General features: G+C 36.0%; 15 protein-coding genes. 10 read left to right on the top strand and 5 right to left on the bottom strand.

Annotated elements, in window-relative coordinates; translation table 11 throughout:
• Positions 1-117 precede the first annotated feature (117 nt).
• The 6 genes from GD597_RS08485 (at position 118) to GD597_RS08460 (ending at position 5,569) form a co-directional block, all read left to right on the top strand.
• The gene (locus GD597_RS08485; protein ID WP_171607401.1) at positions 118-435 is read left to right on the top strand and encodes a hypothetical protein; all 318 of its coding nucleotides are present in this window, start codon (positions 118-120) and stop codon (positions 433-435) included.
• A 201-nt stretch (positions 436-636) separates the two neighbouring features.
• The gene (locus GD597_RS08480; protein ID WP_171607400.1) at positions 637-1,899 is read left to right on the top strand and encodes an adenylosuccinate synthase; all 1,263 of its coding nucleotides are present in this window, start codon (positions 637-639) and stop codon (positions 1,897-1,899) included.
• Positions 1,900-2,031: 132 nt separating this feature from the next.
• A complete protein-coding gene (locus GD597_RS08475; RefSeq protein ID WP_171607399.1) occupies positions 2,032-2,484 on the top strand; it encodes a hypothetical protein in 453 nt (150 codons plus the stop codon).
• A 56-nt stretch (positions 2,485-2,540) separates the two neighbouring features.
• Complete coding sequence (locus GD597_RS08470; RefSeq protein ID WP_235954225.1) at positions 2,541-3,779, top strand: anthranilate synthase component I family protein; 1,239 nt, start codon at positions 2,541-2,543, stop codon at positions 3,777-3,779.
• Positions 3,780-4,145: 366 nt separating this feature from the next.
• A complete protein-coding gene (locus GD597_RS08465) occupies positions 4,146-4,475 on the top strand; it encodes a carboxymuconolactone decarboxylase family protein (protein WP_171607398.1) in 330 nt (109 codons plus the stop codon).
• A gap of 476 nt (positions 4,476-4,951) precedes the next feature.
• A complete protein-coding gene (locus GD597_RS08460) occupies positions 4,952-5,569 on the top strand; it encodes a class I SAM-dependent methyltransferase (RefSeq protein ID WP_171607397.1) in 618 nt (205 codons plus the stop codon).
• 186 nt (positions 5,570-5,755) lie between these two features.
• Here GD597_RS08460 and GD597_RS08455 read toward each other — a convergent pair whose 3' ends face one another.
• The 4 genes from GD597_RS08455 to GD597_RS08440 form a co-directional block, all read right to left on the bottom strand.
• Positions 5,756-8,188 (bottom strand): TonB-dependent receptor domain-containing protein, encoded by a 2,433-nt coding sequence (locus GD597_RS08455; protein ID WP_171607396.1) that lies wholly within the window; start codon positions 8,186-8,188, stop codon positions 5,756-5,758.
• 447 nt (positions 8,189-8,635) lie between these two features.
• Positions 8,636-9,064: a PepSY-like domain-containing protein gene (locus tag GD597_RS08450; RefSeq protein ID WP_171607395.1), complete on the bottom strand. Its 429-nt coding sequence runs from the start codon at positions 9,062-9,064 to the stop codon at positions 8,636-8,638.
• A gap of 70 nt (positions 9,065-9,134) precedes the next feature.
• Positions 9,135-10,400, bottom strand: a complete 1,266-nt coding sequence (locus GD597_RS08445; RefSeq protein WP_171607394.1) for a sensor histidine kinase — start codon at positions 10,398-10,400, stop codon at positions 9,135-9,137.
• Entirely contained in the window at positions 10,393-11,070 is a 678-nt protein-coding gene (locus GD597_RS08440; RefSeq protein ID WP_171607393.1) for a response regulator transcription factor, read from the bottom strand. Before GD597_RS08440 ends, GD597_RS08445 begins: the two co-directional genes overlap by 8 nt.
• A 653-nt stretch (positions 11,071-11,723) precedes the next feature.
• Here GD597_RS08440 and GD597_RS08435 point away from each other — a divergent pair.
• The 4 genes from GD597_RS08435 (at position 11,724) to GD597_RS08420 (ending at position 17,718) form a co-directional block, all read left to right on the top strand.
• The gene (locus GD597_RS08435) at positions 11,724-12,200 is read left to right on the top strand and encodes a hypothetical protein (protein WP_171607392.1); all 477 of its coding nucleotides are present in this window, start codon (positions 11,724-11,726) and stop codon (positions 12,198-12,200) included.
• 97 nt (positions 12,201-12,297) lie between these two features.
• On the top strand, positions 12,298-12,783 hold the full coding sequence (locus GD597_RS08430) for a hypothetical protein (RefSeq protein ID WP_171607391.1): 486 nt from the start codon (positions 12,298-12,300) through the stop codon (positions 12,781-12,783).
• A gap of 782 nt (positions 12,784-13,565) precedes the next feature.
• On the top strand, positions 13,566-16,307 hold the full coding sequence (locus GD597_RS08425) for a class I SAM-dependent DNA methyltransferase (protein ID WP_171607390.1): 2,742 nt from the start codon (positions 13,566-13,568) through the stop codon (positions 16,305-16,307).
• A gap of 433 nt (positions 16,308-16,740) precedes the next feature.
• Positions 16,741-17,718, top strand: coding sequence for a hypothetical protein (locus tag GD597_RS08420; RefSeq protein ID WP_171607389.1), 978 nt, complete (start codon positions 16,741-16,743; stop codon positions 17,716-17,718).
• 168 nt (positions 17,719-17,886) lie between these two features.
• Here the strand turns inward: GD597_RS08420 and GD597_RS08415 are convergent, their stop codons facing one another.
• Entirely contained in the window at positions 17,887-20,043 is a 2,157-nt protein-coding gene (locus GD597_RS08415; RefSeq protein WP_216368544.1) for a glycoside hydrolase family 31 protein, read from the bottom strand.
• Positions 20,044-20,168 lie beyond the last annotated feature (125 nt).

Raw genomic sequence — 20,168 nt, 5'->3', positions numbered from 1 at the left:
TGCTTTGCTACACAAATAACTCACTTCTACTTTCCTGGCAATGTGAAGCAAAGCTTTTTGCTTATAAGCCATTACCTATATTAGTCTGTTGCCTGTATTAAATAATAAACCAATTGCATGTCAAAAATTAAAAACATGGATGATTTAAGTACCGAGGAATTAAATCTGGAGTTAATTAGCGGTGCCAAATTTGTAATTTTTCAATATTGTATTTCCCTGCTAATTATCACCTTTAAAAGAAATAGTGATGTTTACTTTATCAGGTCTGGAGAATCTACACTTAAACATGGCATTGGTTTTACTATAATCTCGTTTTTATTAGGTTGGTGGGGATTACCATGGGGGCCTATTTATACCATTGGCACAATACATACCAATTTTAATGGGGGTAAAAATGTTACAGAAGATGTGCTGCAAACTATAAAAATCAGCTAAATGCCGGAAGGCGCTTTTGTTTGATTTACAAATAATTACCTGCCTGACGCCACCTATTCTGCAGTACAAGAGTGCGACGCAAGGGACTTTTAACTACCGGTATACAGCCCGGTTAATAATTATTCTGCTCATTTTTAAAAAAACATTGCTTGTTTAAACGCTTCACTGTTTATTTTTGCCCTTCAACAACAAACACTTTACATGGTTGATGTAATACTGGGCTTACAATGGGGCGACGAAGGAAAAGGTAAGATTGTAGATTTTTTTGCTCCCAACTACGATGTGGTGGCCCGTTTCCAGGGCGGACCCAATGCCGGACATACTTTATATGTAGACGGTAAAAAAATGGTATTGCACCAGATACCCTCGGGCATTTTTCATCAGAATATTGTAAATATTATTGGAAATGGCGTGGTGCTTGACCCAATAACGCTAAAAAGAGAATGCGATGCCGTTGCCGCCTATGGTATTGATGTAAGAAAAAACCTGTTTATTTCTCAGCGCACCAACCTTATTGTACCTACACACCGTGCGTTGGATAAGGCCTCTGAGCTGCAAAAGGGCGATAGTAAAATTGGGTCTACACTAAAGGGTATTGGGCCGGCCTATATGGATAAAACTGGCCGTAATGCCTTAAGAGTTGGGGATTTAATGGATAAAAGCTTTATTACCAACTATATTAAACTGCGTTTAAAGCACCAGAAATTGCTGGATAATTTCCATTTTATTGAAGATATCAGCGCCTGGGAAGAGGAATTTTTTGAGGCATTGGAATTTTTGCGCACCCTTAATATTGTAAATGGCGAATATTTTATAAACAGTAAAATAAGCGAAGGCAAAAAAGTATTGGCCGAAGGTGCGCAAGGCAGTATGCTGGATATAGATTTTGGTACTTTCCCGTTTGTAACATCCAGCAGTACAATTTCTGCAGGCGTTTGTAATGGTTTAGGTGTTGCCCCACAAAAAATTAAAGATATTTTGGGTGTTACCAAAGCCTATTGTACCCGTGTGGGTGGTGGTCCCTTCCCTACAGAACTGGAAGACGCAACCGGCGAGGAATTAAGAAAACTGGGTAGCGAATTTGGTGCTACTACCGGCAGGCCACGCCGCTGCGGCTGGATTGATCTGGTTGCATTGAAATATGCCTGTATGATTAATGGCGTTACAAAAATGGTTATGACAAAAGCAGATGTATTGGATACTTTTGAAAACCTGCAGGTATGCACTGCCTACAATATCAATGGCGCCCACCAGGAAGAAGTTCCGTTTCAAATGAACAATGTGGTAATAGACCCTGTTTATAAAAAATTTGCAGGTTGGCATACCGATAGTACACAAATAAAAGATGCAGCAGAATTACCTGCTGAAATGTCAACCTATATAGACTTTATTAATGGATATGTAGGGGCGCCGGTAAAATATGTTTCTAATGGTCCGGGACGTGAACAGATAATAAGTTTATAATAAAAATTGCGACAGAGGGTTACTTTTTCTGTTGTAAAAGAATCATATCATTATTCAATTTTCCAGTGGCAAAAAATTTTTTTTGCCATGTAAAAAACTCGTTTAAATTTTACGCTGTTAATCACTTGTATTATGGCATCAAAATCAGACAAAGACAAAAAAATTGCTGGCAGTAAACCTGCAGCATCTTCTAAGGAAACTAGTAAAAAACCATCGCCAAAAGCTAAAAAGGAGCTTGACGACGATGATGACGATGATTTGGACGAAGAAACCACTGGCGCCAAAGCAAAGCCATCTGCAAAATCAGGAAAAGCATCTGCTAAAAAAAGCGCTGACGATGACGATGACGAAGAAGATGATGATATTGCAGACGAAGTAGATGATTGGGATAAACCGGAAGAAGATGATAGCTGGGATCCTGATTTTGAAGAGTTCGATATCCCAAAATCAAAAGGTAAAAAATCTACCGGTGGTGGTTCAACCAAAAAGGCTGCAGACGATGACCTTTCTTTGGACGATGATTTTAAAGAATTCGACCTTTTTAATGATTCTAAAGGTTTTGATGATGAGGATGACGATTTTTAATCCGCCATATCATTTTGCATAGAAACACATTATCTTTTACTGTACACAATACGGTATTGTTTAAGCAACAGATGTTATACTGGTTACAACAGCATAGCATCTGTTGTTTTTTAGACAATAACCAATACCAATATGCCCACAATAGGTTAGAGTGTTTAGGTGCTGCTGGGGCTATAAACAGTTTTGCCCCGGAAAAAGGTGATGCGCTGCAAGATCTTGATAAATTCTGCAATCAGCAGAATGACTGGCTATTCGGGCATTTTGCATACGATTTAAAAAACGAAATAGAGCCACTAGTATCATCTCACCCTGATAATATTGGTTTCCCTGATATTTTTCTTTTTCAGCCCGAAACAATCATACAATTACAGCAAAATAAGGCAACCATCAGTTGCATCAACAATCAACCTGCGCTGGTATTTAAGCAAATTTCTGAAACAGAGGTTCCTGTAATATCCAATAATGGTAGCATTAATATACAAGCCCGTTTAAACAGGCAAGAATACATTAATACCATCGAAGAATTGCGCCAACATATTTTACGTGGCGATTGTTACGAGATGAATTTTTGTATGGAGTTTTTTGCTGAGCATTCAACCATACAGCCGGTGGCTGTTTATCAGCAACTTAATGCCCTTTCCCCAAATCCTTTTTCCTGTTTTTACAGGGTAAACCATAATTATTTATTATGTGCCAGTCCGGAACGTTTTTTGCAAAAAACGGGCAATAAATTAATCTCCCAACCCATCAAGGGTACCATACAAAGAAGCGCTGATAACATACAGGATGAGCAAAACAAAGACTACTTGTTGCAAAGCACTAAGGAGCGTAGCGAAAACGTAATGGTGGTAGATTTGGTGCGTAACGACCTAAGTAAAATATGTACCGAAAACTCAGTACAGGTAGAAGAGCTATTTGGTATATATAGTTTTCCGCAATTGCATCAAATGATCTCTACTATAACGGGTACCCTTCAACCGGGCATTTCTATGACTAATATCCTGCGGGCAACCTTCCCCATGGGTTCAATGACGGGAGCACCAAAAAAAAGGGTAATGCAACTTATTGAGCAATACGAACACACCCGCAGGGGTATTTTCTCTGGTGCTGTAGGCTACATTACACCTGATAACAATTTCGATTTTAATGTAGTAATCCGCAGTATCATGTACAATGCAAACAACCAATACCTTAGTTATCAGGTTGGCAGCGGTATTACTTTTTATAGCAATGCAGATCAGGAGTATGAAGAATGTCTATTAAAAGCCAAAGCCATCGAGAAAGTATTGCAGTAATGGTGACCGGCAATGGTATTATTATTCAGCAACGCTTATTACGTATTTACTGCTTCGCCTCGCAAATTCCTTATTAGCGTTTTGTTGAACGCTAATTTGCTACATGAATAGCATACTTTTTTTGAACCCGGCAAAAGAATATGCATATGGCTTTCCTTGCGTCGCACTCTTGTGCGGTTGGATTAGGAATGGGCTTTTATCTTAGTAACCATTGAAGCGTATGCTGTTGGTCTAGCTACCAACATCGGCAGCAGAGAACTAGTTATTTTGGTAAAGGTATTTGGTTAGTATATTTTTGAGTTTGTACAAATATTTAGCAACACTATAAACAATATATTTTCTTTGTAACTATTAATAAAATAATAAATGAATAACGACAATAAAAAATCCGCAATTCAAAAAATGTTAGGAGATTTTGCACCAAAGCTTGTTGAATATACTGACAATGTACTTTTTGGTGACGTGTGGGAAGGAAAAGAACTTTCACCCAGAGACAGGAGTTTAATTACTGTTGCAGCTTTAGTTGCAGGCGAACATAATGGCCAACTAAAATATCATTTAGGCCGTGCAAAAGATAATGGACTAACTGAGACTGAACTGGTTGGTGTAATTACTCATTTAGCATTCTACACAGGTTGGCCAAGAGCAATGACAGCTATAATGATAGCTAAGGAAATGTTTGAATCAACAGAGTGATAATATTTTCTGTAGACTACTACACAATACTGTAATGTACTATTGCTATCCGTAACATAATTCCGTTGGCAGTAACGCCAACAGTAGCATTAAATCAACTAAAGCTTACATAAAAAAAGCAAAGCCCTTCTTTCGATAGGCTTTGCCAAGAGCAGATTGCCTGCGGCGCTCTGCGTGGTAAATGTAATAAATGCCAATAGCATTTTAAATATTTTGCCTTTACAATCAAATACCATAAATCACAAATCCCGCTGTTAAACGGGATTTGCTGTTGTTACAGGAAGAAGTGCCCTTGCCAAATATTAATACATACTCAAACCAATATTCTAATATTCATGCTGCTGTTGGCGCCCCCCTCCAACGGCAAAAGAAACCATTGAAGCTTATGCTTTTGGTCAGTGGATCAACATCGGTAGTAACAACAATTGCTTAAAAATTGTTACCTAATTCATGTTTTTTATTTGAACCTTTATGGTATGAACAAAGCAATGCAACATCATTGGGACAAAGTATATAAAACCAAAGCCCCAAACCAAGTAAGCTGGACACAGGACATTCCAACAACTTCCCTGAATTTTATACATTCTTTCGGACTAAAAAAAACTGCTAAAATAATAGACATTGGTGGCGGTGACAGTAAGCTAGTGGATTATTTATTGAACGAAGGTTTTGAAAATATTACCGTGCTCGATATTTCTGCTCAAGCTCTTGAAAAAGCAAAGAAACGTTTGGGCAGTAAAGCAGAAAAAATAAATTGGATTGTTAGTGACATCACCGAATTTAAACCAACTACTACTTTTGATATTTGGCACGACAGGGCAACTTTTCATTTTTTAACAACCGCAGAACAAGTTGCCCAATATTTGGAGAGAGCAAGGAAGGCGGTTTCAGGTTTTTTAACCATCGGTACCTTTTCAAACAATGGCCCTAAAAAATGTAGTGGTTTACCCATTACACAATACAGCGAAGAAAATTTAACTACTTTACTGCAAAACGGATTTAAAAAAATACGTTGCATTACCGAAGACCATATAACCCCTTTTGACACTACTCAAAATTTTTTGTTTTGTAGTTTTAAACGATACCCAAATTAAACGGCAAGAACTGTATTCTTGCTTCGCACTCTTGTACGATTGGATTATCTACTGGGCTTATATCTTAGCAGCCATTGAAGCGTATGCTGTTGGTCAGGCGACCAACTTCGGCAGAACGGGCGAATTCCCCCTTGCTTACTCGACTATGTGTAATGCATTGTCTTGGTTTACTGTTATTAATTTTTACTAAAACTCTTTTGAAAATTTGTTTTCTAATAATTTTTCTTTGAAAGCTGTTTTAAATGAATGTGCAAATGTTATCATAAATGCTCTTGTGTCTGCTTTCTGAAATCGAGAGCTATTAAAATCATTTGTAAAAGTATATCCACCACTTTTAAGAGAATTAAAAGCGTCAACTACAATTAACCCTAATCTTGAATTGCCTTTACCTAGTTTTTGTTGAAAACCTAAATCAACATTATAGATTGCAATACTTTTTCCTTGTGGATTGATTTGTGCTGAACTATAATTACCTATAATTTGCAACTTACTTTTTTGTCCAGGTGAAAAATTATTAATTATTTTTCCATTCCAATTAAAACCATTTTGAATTGCTTCAGCAGAAACATTACTGCCATTTAATTTTTGTTGAAAGATTGTAAAACTCAAATTAAGGTCATAAAAATTTAATGGTTTTGCTGTAATAATGTTTTCAAATCCATAGCTGTTAGCTGTTCCAATATTTACAGGCAAACGTAGTACAACACCACTTGTTAATGGTTGTAAAAAATTTCGGATTGTATTTTGAGAATATCGATAAAACAAATTGGATGAAAGACTTATTTTTTCCCACTGTTTATTGTAACCCAACTCGACAGCTTGAATTATTTCTGGTTTTAAATTAGGATTTCCGCTGTGTGGATTTAGTGCATCTGTAATATCTAAAAAAGGGTTAAGTTCGTCTAAATCTGGGCGATTTATTCTTTTGGCGTAGCTTATTTTTATTAGTTGTGTTTTGGTGATTTCGTAGCTAAGATTTAATGTTGGAAATAGTTTTATATAATTGTTTGAAAATTTGGTACTGCTGTTTTGAGTATAGCCATTATTATTTACCTGTTCGGCTCTTACTCCAATATCGTATTTCCATTTTGCATTTTCTTCTTTTCCTATAAATGAGTGAAATAATAAATATGCTGCATAAATCTGTTCTTTGAAGGTAAAAATATTTGTTGAGCCTTCATTGATAACATAATTATTTCCAATCTTGTCAGATGCTTCATAGTCATTTTCAATAAAACGAAATGTACCTTTAAACCCTGTTTCTAAGATACCCTTTTTAAATAAAGGAGTAGTATAATCAACTATTACATCAGAAATATTTGAATTTTCGTAGTTATGCGTTTTTTGAAAAATAGGATTTCCTAAGTTCATTTGGTTTTCACTTAGGCTTTGTGTAGTTATATTTGTATTTTCTCTTGCTTTGTCGAATGAAGAAGTAAGATTTACAGAAAATGCTTTTATAGGATTGGTAAATTTTCGATTGTAGCCAAAGGCAAATTCAGCTAGTTTTGCTTTTTGTAATTCTAATGAATGTCTGCTATTACTGTAATTAAAAGCTTTGCTTTGTTTTAGAATAATACTTTTTAAGGTTTCATCATTGTCTTGCCCTTCACTACTGCCGATAGCTTCAAAAGAAAAACTATTTTTATTATCGGGTGAAAAGTCAGCGTTAAATTTCAAGTTCTGTAATTTTTCAACCCTTTCGTCGTTTCTAGCTTGGTTAAGCAAATATGTATCGGGCAAATAAAAATCTGTTCTTTCCGTTGTAATATGTTTTGTTCTACCTGCAAAACGATTGTCGTAACCTAAACCTAAATTCCATTTTGGTGTTTTGTGGTTTATAATAAACGAATTGGCAGTACGCCCTCTTGAGCCAACTCCTGCACCTAATGAAAAAGCACCATTTGTACCACTAAGTTTGTTCTTTTTCAATTTAATATTAATTATACCACTTTGCGCATTGGCATCGTATTTTGCTGATGCGTTATTGATGATTTCAATACTTTCAATACTACTAGCAGGTATTTGGTCTATACTAGAAAATGCAGAATTTCTGCCATTGATTAAGATTAACGGTTTTTTTCCACGAAGCGTAATGCCTCCATCTGCATCAACTGCAACTGTTGGTGTACTTTTTAGCAGGTCAGTTGCTGTACCACCAATTTGTGTAATGTTTGAAGATGCGTTTACTATAAAACCTTCAGTCGTTTTTTGAATAAGCTTTTTTTGTGCTGTTACTATTACAGTGCCTAGAGAATTTTTGTCATTAAGCACTATTATATTTTTTAGATTTACTGTATTGTTTTCCTTTGTTAAACTTACTTTAAGGGTAGTTGGCAGGTGTCCAATTAATGTAACTTTTAGGAAGTAATTACCAAATTCTATATCGCTAAATACGAATTTTCCTAACGAGTCTGTAGTAGTATAATGAACTGCTTTTAGGGAATCGGGCAATTTTGATAAAACAACTGTAGCATACTCTACAGATTGTTGATTACTTGTTACGCTGCCTATTATATTACCTGATGTTTGTGCTCTTAAATTATTTACTAGAAAGAATAAGGAAAATAAAGAAAGGGTAGCGAATTTTAAAAAAAAACGAAAAAATATATTTGTCATATTGAATGAATAATTGTGGTGCAAAGATAGCTTTTTTCAGAGGTCAATTTTTTGTACGATGAGTTACCAGAGTATTGCTATCGCATTACACACAACTCGAAAATAGATGAACAAAATGCCCTTTCCAAAAAAAATGGGTTATTGATAATTAATGCTTTTATATTTCAATTATTTTTTATTCAATGTTGCTCTTCTTCCATAAATCTTCAAAGAGGCTTTAACTATTTACCCCAGGTGGCTTACTATGGCACAAGAAACCTGCGCAGTAATGGCTTCACTGAATATGATATTTTGGCAATGGTTACCAGATACTAACAACAGTGCCAATGAACTGCAGAGGCCCTGCCGCACACAAAGCAACCCAATGAGACTCTGTGGAGAAGGAAGCAAAGGCTTTTGGCGGGGCTGCCAACAGAAGCGAAAAAACTGAATTTTATCCGCATTGCTTTACCCTTTTAATTCTTTAATAAATTTTCCGTTGCTGTCAAAAATCAAATCCATTCCTTTAATTTCTACTTCGTAAGTTACTATGCCTTTTGCATCGGTAATTTTAGCTCCTTCCTTTGCTTGCTTACCTTCATAATGCGTTTTTACATAATCCAAAACACCTTTTGGTAACTGGGTCAATTCAATTTCAACTTCGGTTTCAATAATGTTGCCTTGTGCATCTATTAATACAGAATTATCTGTTTTATTAAGGTCAAAACTTGCTTCGTACTTTTCACCTTCTTTGTCCCACTTTACTTCTTTAGCTGTTGGGTACTTTTTTTGAAAAGTAGATTTTACATTGGCAGGTACATTTTTTTCCTGCATTTTTTGTGCAAAGGTGAGTGTTGCAAAAAGCATTACTACTATTGTTACTGTTGTCCTTTTCATTGCTATTATTTTAAGTGAATTAAAAATGATAGAGCAAAGCTGCAACATGATTTAGAAGAAAGATTGAATTTTAGAATAGAATGGAAAAAGAATGAAGATTATTTTCATAATTGTAGGCAACCGTCCAATTATTAATATCAGCGATTTTATTAACGATAGATAAACCTAAACCTGTGCCTTGTTCGGAAGGATTTGATTTAGAAAATCGTTTGAATAACTTATCTGTGTTTAAAGGGCTGGGTTGGCCTCTGTTTGAAAATACAAGTTTGTTCTCCTGCATTGCAATACTTATTTGTCCACCTTCTATATTATGCTTTATTGCGTTTAAAAAAAGATTGCTTATGAGTACCTCGGCTAATACAGGATTTGATTTTATTTCAAAATCTTTTTGAAGTTCCATTTTTATTATCAACGACTTTGCTTTTGCCTGTTCGGTAAAAAAGTCAAGATTCTTTTGGATATAATTAGATAATGAAATGGTTTGTTTGTCGCTGTAACTATCATTTTCCATTTTAGAAAGCAATAACAGGTTTTTATTTAATCGGTTTAAACGGGAAACATTCTCATTTAATGAAACTAAAATTTCTGACTGCTCTTGGGTAACATCAGAACGCTGGATAAGAGTATCAATTTTTGCCTGAAAAACAGCCAAGGGGGTTTGTAATTCGTGTGCTGCGTTTTCTATAAACTCTTTTTGGCTTTTGTAAATGACCGTATTTCTTTCAATCAGCTTTTGTATGCTTGTATTTAAACGGCTAAATTCTTCTACATCTGTTTCGACAAAGTCGGACTGTTTGGTTTTGTCAATTTCAAAACTTTCTATTTGCTGAAGTGTTTTATAAAATGGCTTCCAAAGATTTAGGGAAAGTTTTTTTGTGATAAAGAACAAGCCAAACAGTAAAATTGAAATAATTGCAAAAAATAAAATTGCAATATTTTTTAAAAGGTCTTCGGTTTCTACTAAATTAATTCTTTCGGAATAGGTGTATGGTTTGCCTTGTATGCTTATAGGAAAATTCAGTTCTCTGTAGGGTTCAATTTCTGCATCTAAAGTATCATAATAAGAACTAAAAAAAAGTGTGTCGTTGGTTACCTGCTTTACGCTTTCAATTTTTGCATTACGGTTAAATCTGTTCCAAACTGATATGTCTTCATATTTTAAAGTTGAAGCAGAATAATTTAGAAATTCTTTTTTGTGTAGTAGTAGCGTATCGTCTGCTTCTTTGATGTAAAGCCTTTCTGTTGAGTAATAAAAAATTGGTGCCGATATAATTAAAATCAGTACTGAATAAATCAGGTAAGCCCTTGATGTTTTATGTAAAAGTTTTTTATTCATTTTTCCATTTGTAGCCTAAGCCGTAAACTGATTTAATATAATCTCCACTTCCTGCATCATTTAATTTCTTTTTTAGGTTTTTAATGTGTGCATACACAAAGTCGTGGTTATCTAACATATCTGCCATGTCGCCTGATAAATGTTCGGCAATAGCACTTTTAGATAATACCCTGTTTTCGTTTCCGATTAGGTAAAGCAGCAAATCAATCTCTTTTTTAGTAATGTCAATTTTATTGTTATTAACTTTTACCGCTTTAGAAAGAATATCAATGTGGATTTCATTAAAAGAAACAATATTACTTCCTTTAAAGTTTTTTCTTCTTATTAATGCCTGAACCCTTACCAACAATTCGGATAAATGAAATGGCTTTGTGAGATAATCATCTGCACCAAGATTAAAACCTTCTATTCTTGTTTCTAAAGTTTCCTTTGCCGAAATAATTATTATTCCTTCTGTTTTGTTTTGGTCTTTTAATTCTTTTAAGATTTCAAAACCATTGCCGTCTGGCAACATGAGGTCAAGTAAAATGCAATCGTAGGCGTAAATGGAAATTTTATCAATTGCCGTTTTTGCATTGACAACCCATTCGCAAACAAAGTCTTTGTCTGTTAAGTATTTTTGAATACTTAGGGCAAGTTCCTTTTCATCTTCTATGAGTAACAATTTCATAGGGCAAATTTACCGTGTCAAATTTGAAGAAAGTTTGAATTTGTAAGGTAAGCGATATTGAGGGCATTTATATTATGCTTAAAGTATGAATCCATAAAAACATAAAAGCCGTCGTCAGGCGGTTTTTATGTTTTTGCCTTTTTGTATTTTGTCTGCCTGTATTAAAAGAATGTTTGCAGTGTGTTGGTAATTGCAGCTCTTTTGCAAGGTTGGCTTCTGTGCGGTGGGTTATTAGGGTTTTCGCCTTGAATGTCTTGTCGCTTGTAGGTGAGCGGAATTTTCAATTAGGATTGCGTACAACTCAAAAATAACTGAACTAAATACCCTTTCCAAAAAAAGATTCATCATTGATAATCAATGCTTTCATAGTACGTCTATTTTTTTTCCCATTCAATATTCCCCTTCTTCCATACATAATCAAAGGGGCTTATAACTATTTATCAGTGGCGGATTAGAATTGCACAAGTACCCAATGATGCAAAAGCTAGGCTACATAATTGTACCAGCAAACCTAATCTGCCTTCAATTTCCCCTACCTTAAAAAATTCCCCACCTATTGTATTTTTTCAAAAATATTTTTACATTAGCTACACATTTACCACTAAAAAACATACATACACTCAACTCTTTTTTAAACCAAAAATTCCATCCCCATGGCAGTTAACAATCTGGGTGCAAAGCACCTAACGGCTGCGCAAAAAGCAGCTATCGATGCTGGCCTAAACAGCATCATTACAGCACTAACTTCGGTAAGTACCAACCTTACCACTGACGACCGCTTAAAATACGGCAGCATTAACGAGCAAAACAAATTGCTGGTAAACAAATCCAACGATTACCACATCAACCAATCCGCCTTACAAAGCCCCGATGTTGATTGGGTAGATTTTGATGCCGACTTTACCGAGCGCAGTTTTGCCGATACCCGTTTAAACACCATCGACAGTGTTAAAAAAATGCTGGAAGACTACAAGATTGTGCACGATTACGACAATTACCAAAGTGCCCTTGTAGATTATGAGTTTACTAAGTACAAAGCCGGCACCAACACCCCGGGCTTTGCTGCTAAAGCAGCAGAATTAGGGCAGTTTTTTGCACAAAGCAGCACACCACAAACGCCCACTAATTAAATTTTCTTTTGTTTTCATATACTGTGTAAAATGTTGTTTGGTAACAGGCAGCATTTTACCAGTATATCTTTTACCCAACAATTAAACTACCTGCCCCATGGCTATCAACAATCTTGGTAAAACACATATTACCAACGCACAAATACAGGCTTTTGATAATGCCCTTGCCGTAATAAATTCTATTTCAATTGCCATTACACAAAACCTGAATGTGGGTGAAAGAAAAAAATTTAAACGAATAAGCGAAAAAAATAAATTGCTGATAAACAAGGTAACCGATTACCATACCAACCAGCCCGCCCTGCAAAGCCCCGATGTAAACTGGCCGGAGTATGACCTTGACTTTGCCGACCGCAAATTTGCAGATACCCGCCTTTTTATGTTAGATGGCGTGATAAAAATGCTAACCGATTTTAAAATGGTGCATGATTATGATAATTATACCGATGCCCTGCGGGATTATGATTACACCATGTACAAACAAGGCAATAGTCCAGGCTTTGATGCCAAAAGGGCCGACATACGCCAATTCTTCCCCAATACAGGTTCTAAAAAAAATAAGGTGCCGCCAAAAACACCATAAGCTATCCATTAACCCTATGCACAGTTTATTGAATAGCCCCAAATGTTAGCCCACCGGGTTAAAATTTTAACTGCCCCTACCAAAATTTTACTATACCTGACTAAAATTTTAACTACCCATACCAAAATTTTACTATCCCTCACCAAAATTTTAACTACCACTTCCAAAATTTTACTACCCATAACTAAAATTTTAACTACCCATACCAAAATTTTACTATACCTGACCAAAATTTTGGTTACCCCAATCAAAATTTTAACTACCCATACTAAAATTTTACTACCCCTGACTAAAATTTCAAATGCCCCTACCAAAATTTTACTCTACCTAACCAAAATTTTAGTTCCACCTACCAAAATTTTACTCTACCTAACCAAAATTTTAACTACCCCTACCAAAATTTTACTCTACCTAACCAAAAATTTAGTTACCCCTACCAAAATTTAACTCAACCTCATTAAAATTTTAGTGTCCAATACCAAAATTTTACTCTACCACGGTAAAATTTTAGTGTCCTCTACAAAAATTTTACTATACCTTATTAAAATTTTACTACCACTCAGTAAAATTTTAGCCATTCAGGTTTAAATAATATAGTATTGGGCAAATAGCTGGTGTAAACCATGGCAGGGTGTAAGCAACTATACCTATTTGCAAATTGGCAATAATAAATTGCAACTCATTAGCAGCAATAGCAAACAAACAACGGTAAAAGCAAGTAATTCTAATAAAACTAATTCTGTATCTTTCAATCCACCTAACAAATTAATAGATTTATCTATATGGCCTTAAGCTGGAACGAAATAAAAGACCGAGCCTTAAACTTTTCAAAAGAATGGGCAAACACATCCAACGAAGAAGCAGACGCAAAACCCTTTTTAGATGCTTTCTTTAATGTATTTGGTATCACAAGAAAAAAGGTTGGAACCTTTGAACATAAAGTAAAAAAGCTATCGGATAGTGATGGATATATTGATTTGCTTTGGAAGGGAAACATTCTAATTGAAATGAAAAGCAGGGGCAAAAACCTCGACAAAGCATTTGCACAAGCTATTGAATATACACACGGGTTAAAACAAGTTGAACTACCGAAATACATTTTGGTTAGCGACTTTGAACATTTTAGATTATATGATACTGAAGAACAAAAAAGCATTGACTTTAAACTAAACGAACTTGTAAACAATGTAAATCATTTTGGCTCTTTAATTGGCTATCAAAAAAAGGTTTATAAAGAACAAGACCCTGCCAATATTAGAGCTGCTGAGTTAATGGGCAGGTTGCACGATACGCTTGAAGATATTGGCTATACAGGGCATCCACTGGAAGTTTATTTAGTTCGTATTTTATTTTTATTGTTTGCGGAAGACACTACCATTTTTGATAAACAAGAGTTTCAAAACTACATAGAGCAAAGAACAAATGAAGATGGCAGCGATCTTGCTGCAAAACTGCAAGAATTGTTTCAGGTATTAAATACACCAAAAGAAAATCGCTTTAAAAATCTTGACGAACAAATAGCCGCCTTCCCCTATGTTAATGGAAAACTATTTGAAGAAATATTGCCAATGGCAAGTTTCGATAGCAAAATGAGGCTAGCACTTTTAGAATGTTGCTATATAGATTGGAGTAAAATTTCACCTGCCATTTTTGGCTCTATGTTTCAAAGTGTTATGAACCCTAAAGAACGTAGAAATTTGGGTGCCCATTACACCAGCGAAACCAACATTCTAAAATTAATCAAACCACTGTTCTTAGACGACCTTTACAAAGAATTTGAAACCATTAAAGACAACAAAAACAAACTGCCTGAGTTTCACAAAAAAATAAGCACCCTAAAGTTTTTAGACCCGGCATGTGGCTGTGGCAATTTTCTTGTTATTACCTATAGAGAGTTACGTTTGTTAGAGCTAAAAATATTAAGGCAGCAATATAAAAAACAAATGGCTACAGGCATACAAAGCATTATTTGGCTGGATGTAGATATGATGTATGGCATTGAATATGAAGAATTTCCTGCAAGAATTGCAGAAGTTGCCATGTGGTTAATTGACCACCAAATGAATATGCAAATAAGCAACGAATTTGGAGAATATTTTGTAAGGTTACCACTCAAAAAATCTGCAAAAATTTTTCACGGAAATGCTTTGCAAATTGATTGGGAAAATATAGTTCGTAAAAACGACCTTTCTTATATTCTTGGAAATCCACCATTCATTGGAAAGAAAGAACAGAAGCCAGAACAAAAAGCAGATATGGAACTAGTATTTGCAAATCTAAAAGGAACAGGTGTTTTGGATTATGTAACTGCATGGTATTTGAAAGCTGCAAAATATATACAAGGCACAAAAATTAAAGTTGCCTACGTTTCCACTAATTCAATTACCCAGGGTGAACAAGTTGGAATTTTGTGGACTATCCTTTTTAATTATTTCAACATCAAAATTCATTTTGGACATCGCACATTTAGCTGGAGAAACGAAGCCAAAGGAAATGCAGCCGTACATTGTGTAATTGTAGGCTTCGCAAATTATGATACTAATAACAAGAGTATTTTTGATTACGAGGATATAAAAGGCGAACCGCATGAAATAATTGTAAAAAATATCAACCCATATTTAGTTGAAGGTAAGGATATCACTGTTGAGAATAGGAAATCTCCAATTTGTAACGTTCCCGAAATAATTTATGGAAGTTTTGCTCTTGACGATGGTAATTATACGTTGTCAGATGAAGAACGTAACCAAATTATAATGGAAAATAGTAATTCGGAAATATTGATAAAACCTTTTATTGGCGGTAGAGAGTTATTACATTCAGAAAAGCGCTTTTGTTTATGGCTTCAAGATGCAGAACTTAAAGATTTAAAAGGAAATTCTAAAATAATGGAACGTATTGAAGCAGTCAGAAAATGGCGTTCAAATAGTGACAGACCAAACACTAAAAAGCTTTCAGAAACGCCAACACTTTTTGCAGAAATTCGTCAACCAAAATCTAACTATCTAGCGTTTCCAACAGTTTCATCAGTAAACAGAAAATATATTCCTATTGCCTTTTTAAAACCTGAAACAATTGCCTCTAACCAGTTATATGTTTTGCCAGATGCCAACATTTATTACTTCGGCATTTTAACTTCATTTATTCATATGGCTTGGGTAAAATCGGTATGTGGAAGATTAAAAAGTGATTACAGATATTCTGCAAGTATTGTTTATAATAACTTTCCTTTCCCTCAAAGTCCAACAGAAAAACAAATACATGCAATTGAAAGTGCAGCGCAAAAAGTATTAGATACTAGGGCAGGATTTCCGAACATTTCTCTCGCTGACCTTTATGACCCGTTGACTATGCCCCCTTCATTAACAAAAGCCCACAATGAGTTAGACAAAGCCGTGGATCTTGCATACAGACCACAACCATTTACATCAGAAGCAAAACGCATTGAATTTTTATTTGAATTGTATGAGAAATATACAGCAGATTTATTTACAACAGAAAAGAAGAAACCAACAAAAAAAAAGTGATAAAACAGCTACACAAAGTAAACTAAGCAAAATCTTGTTCGTACTGTTGTTGATATCCGTTCCGTGCTTCCGTTGAAGTTAGTTTCCAATGGTAAATTTTTTTTTACTCAAGTGTTTTGAAAAACCAAAAAATTAATAAATTTATATTGGCTTTGCCGTTTTTTAAAGGTTTAGGGTGAAAAAGGGGCGGTGGTTTTCCACTGCCCCTTTTTTTTGGCATAGCAAACAAACGTCCAGCAATAACCTTACACTATTTTGAAGCAAAGGCTGTTGGCGAGAACGTTAACAGCAGTGAATATTAGCAATTTGAAATCAGAAGGCATCAAAGTGCACCGAAACAAAAAATTTTGGATTCAGAATTTAGTACCACTATATTCGTATAATGCGTTCGTATTCCTAATACTCTCTAATTAAAAAAAACGACTGACAAAATATGAATATTGAAAGGCTTAATATTTTGGCAAATACTGACTTCACGAATTTTATTCAAAGTGAGAATAATGTTAAATATAAAATCATTATTCCTTTTCTTCAAGCATTTAATCATGTTGACTTGGACCTTGAACATGCAGCCCAAGGAAGTCGTATTGACATCAATATTGGAAATAGAATAATTGTTGAAACAAAAGCTTTGGGGCAAAATATAAATCAACATGTTCAGCAACTTGCTGACTACTGCGGCAAAGAACTTCCTGTTTTGGCTATTTTAACAAATGGGAGGCATTTTAGAATTTATTCACCGCAATGGAGACAACTTCGATCATTCACAGAAAAAATTATTTACGAATTCGAGCTTAAAAATCTATCAGATATAAACCTAATAAATCGTCTGGAAAAAATTCTTGACTTCACAAATTATGACAACTTAGAATTTATAGATCACATTGAGCAGAGAGAAAAAGAGATTTTAAAACTCAAATCCCAAATTGATGAGTTAAAATTGCTTAAGAAGTCAGAGGTAAATGAAGTAAAAGATGAAATTCAGGATTTAAAAATCCAAATTCAAGTACTAAATGAACAAATCAAATTAAAAGAAAAATTTGTAACTGAAATAGAAAGTGGCAATATACCTGAACTTGAACGGCTTGCTTCTGAATATCTTATTCCATTCTTAATTTCAATGCCAACAACTCTAACACGACCAATAAATATAACTTCGAATCCTACCACTCTTTCATCTATAAATTCCACGAACAGAAACATACAATCTCGAAAAACAAGTTCACCTTCGGCTAGAGATTGGATTGAAAAAATACCAGGTTTAAAAGGTGTAGGTGGCCTTAATTCTTGGAAAGATGTATGTGACCATTTAGCAATTGCAGTTGATGGAGATAGTGCAAGACGGAGGTTGAAAATTTGGGTTGATCAAAATCAACCAAATTGGGAAAAAGTTCCAGAGCCTACAAAATAAAGCAACTTCTAACAACAGCTTCCTTGGCGCCGTTGGACTTGTCTCCAACGACCTTCGATCCAATCTGCGCTTCGATAAATGATCCACAAAATTCCAACCGCACAAGAGTGCGACGCAAGCGCCGATGCTATGAAAAACTTAGCCGGGAACAAAAGCAACTTACTGCAATTACTGACCCATAAATGTAAATGTGAAATGATTGTATTGGGGTGATAGCTGTTGTGGATTATCCGTTGTAACGCTGCCTTGCCATTTGCCATTAGCGTCTTTTATAACACTGAATTGGTAATGCATGTACCGCCCTTTCTCATAATCAAAGCTTTCGCCGTCGTCATCATACAAAGAAAGTTTTCCCGCGGCGGCGCCAAAGTGTCTTAGTTCCAGGGGCCATACCTCTTCTTTACGTGGGGCCCGCTCCATCGCAGGAATCATTGGAATAATAGCGCCATCCCTTACATACAACGGTATATGATCAAGTGTGGCCGGTATCTCTATCACTTCGCCATTGCCTGCATAGGCACCGGTGTAGAAATTGTACCAATTGCCTTTGGGAAGAATCACCTTGCGTTTTTGCTCGCCAGCAAAAAATGGTGCCACCAGCAGGTCATCGCCCAGCAAAAACTGGTCTTTGATGTCTTGCTTAATAGCTAATGGATAAGGGTTGGTAACCGAGTTGAGTGCAGCACTTGTTGCTTCACCGGCATAATAAAAACTGTCGGCCAGGTTCATTGCCCTTACAGGAGGTTTGCCTTCGAAATGATATTGTGCAAAAGCGTTGTAGATATAAGGCAACAACTGCATGCGCAGGTTGGCCACATCTGTTACCTGTTGCTCCACTTCGGGATAGGTCCATGGTTTGGTACCGTCAGACCATGCATTTAACATGGCCATTGGAGAAAAGCAAACAGCCTGCATGCGCCTAAGCCATTCTTCTGCTGTGGGTGAGGAGCGTACTTCGGGCGTCCAAAGCACACCAATAAAACTACTGTTGCATAAAGCAGTTATAAAATCGCGGTGATTGTAATAATCATCATAGATCACATAGGGCAGGGAAGATGCACCTGCATTGGAGCCACGCACCAATCCATAAGTCCTTATATTTTTTTCTTTAAACCAGGATGCTGTAAGGCTTTGCAATTGTAGGCCAAATCTTTGCCGCATTTGCATGGCACTGATACCGGAAGGAAAGCTAGTCACATCGGGCCAGAGCCAGTTGTCGTAACCATCTACCTCATCTATTTTATAGCCTGAAATGCCGGGATTGATGTGATTTTTTGTAAATATTGATTTATACAAATTTACTGCCTGCGGCATATTAAGATCTGGCACCAGCCCATTCCATACGGTATGCGTACCTGCATATTTTGTTAACTGTGGATAATGCTGTGAACTAGGAGAAAGATAAGGATTTAGCCAGAGGTTGAGGCGTATGCTATTACTGTCTTTCATCTCTTTGATAAAAGCAGCCGGATCGCTAAAACGTGAAGGCTCCCACTCAAAACTACAGGGATAGGATTTGGTTTGCCAGCCCGGCTCAAGACCAATAAAGTCTAAAGGGAAATGATGCAACTTAAAATCAGCCACTTCTTTGCGCACATCAGCTGCGGTAGATAAGGTAGGCACACGTTGGGTAAAACCCAATCCCCACTTGGGTGGCAGTACACCGCCGCCATTAAACAGGTTGTACCGTTGCACTGCTTGCATGGGGCTGTTACCCGCAAATACATACACTTCCACCCCATTGGCCGGTACCAATATTTCCATTACATCAGAATATGGTTGTGCATCCCAGTCCTTATCACTGTTACGGTTGTATATTTTTGGCGGATGTTTACTGTCTGTACGCAAACCCGTGCCGGCATATACCGTAAGATATTCGGCGCTGTTAATTAGTACGCCATAACCTTTGCTGGATACATAGAATGGAACGGGAGCATGCGTTCTGCCATTGTCTGTGCCTCCATAATGATCCATATGCAGGTCAAGTATGCGGCCTCTTTGATTTACTGTTTGAAAGTTTAGCCCCAGGCCAAATAATTGTTCTTCTTTTTCCAATGGAAAACGCAGGTAAACTTTTCCTTGTTGCAGTTCCGCAATGCATTCAACTTTGGGCAAAGGAAAATCAGCTTCACCCAATGTTTGCAGCGCTTTTGTTTGCGGGTGAATACCTGCAGCACCAAGCAGATCAAATTTTTGTGGCTGTCCAATGCTTGCTTTCCAAACACCGGTTGCTACTTTGGTCCATGTTATGGGAAGTTTTTGTGCATGCAGTAAAAATGGCACAGAAAAAATAGATAATAGAATGGCAAACGTTCTGTTCATCATAACCGGGCATTTTTTTTTAAACAGGAAAAGTATAAATGGGCAACTTATCAATAGTAAGAAATTCATTGTGCAGCCTTTATTTCCATAACAAAGATGCACACACAAGCTGGTGAGTGGATGGAAGC

Source organism: Limnovirga soli (assembly GCF_013106755.1).
Lineage (GTDB): Bacteria > Bacteroidota > Bacteroidia > Chitinophagales > Chitinophagaceae > Limnovirga > Limnovirga soli.
This window is presented reverse-complemented; position numbering and strand designations above follow the sequence as displayed.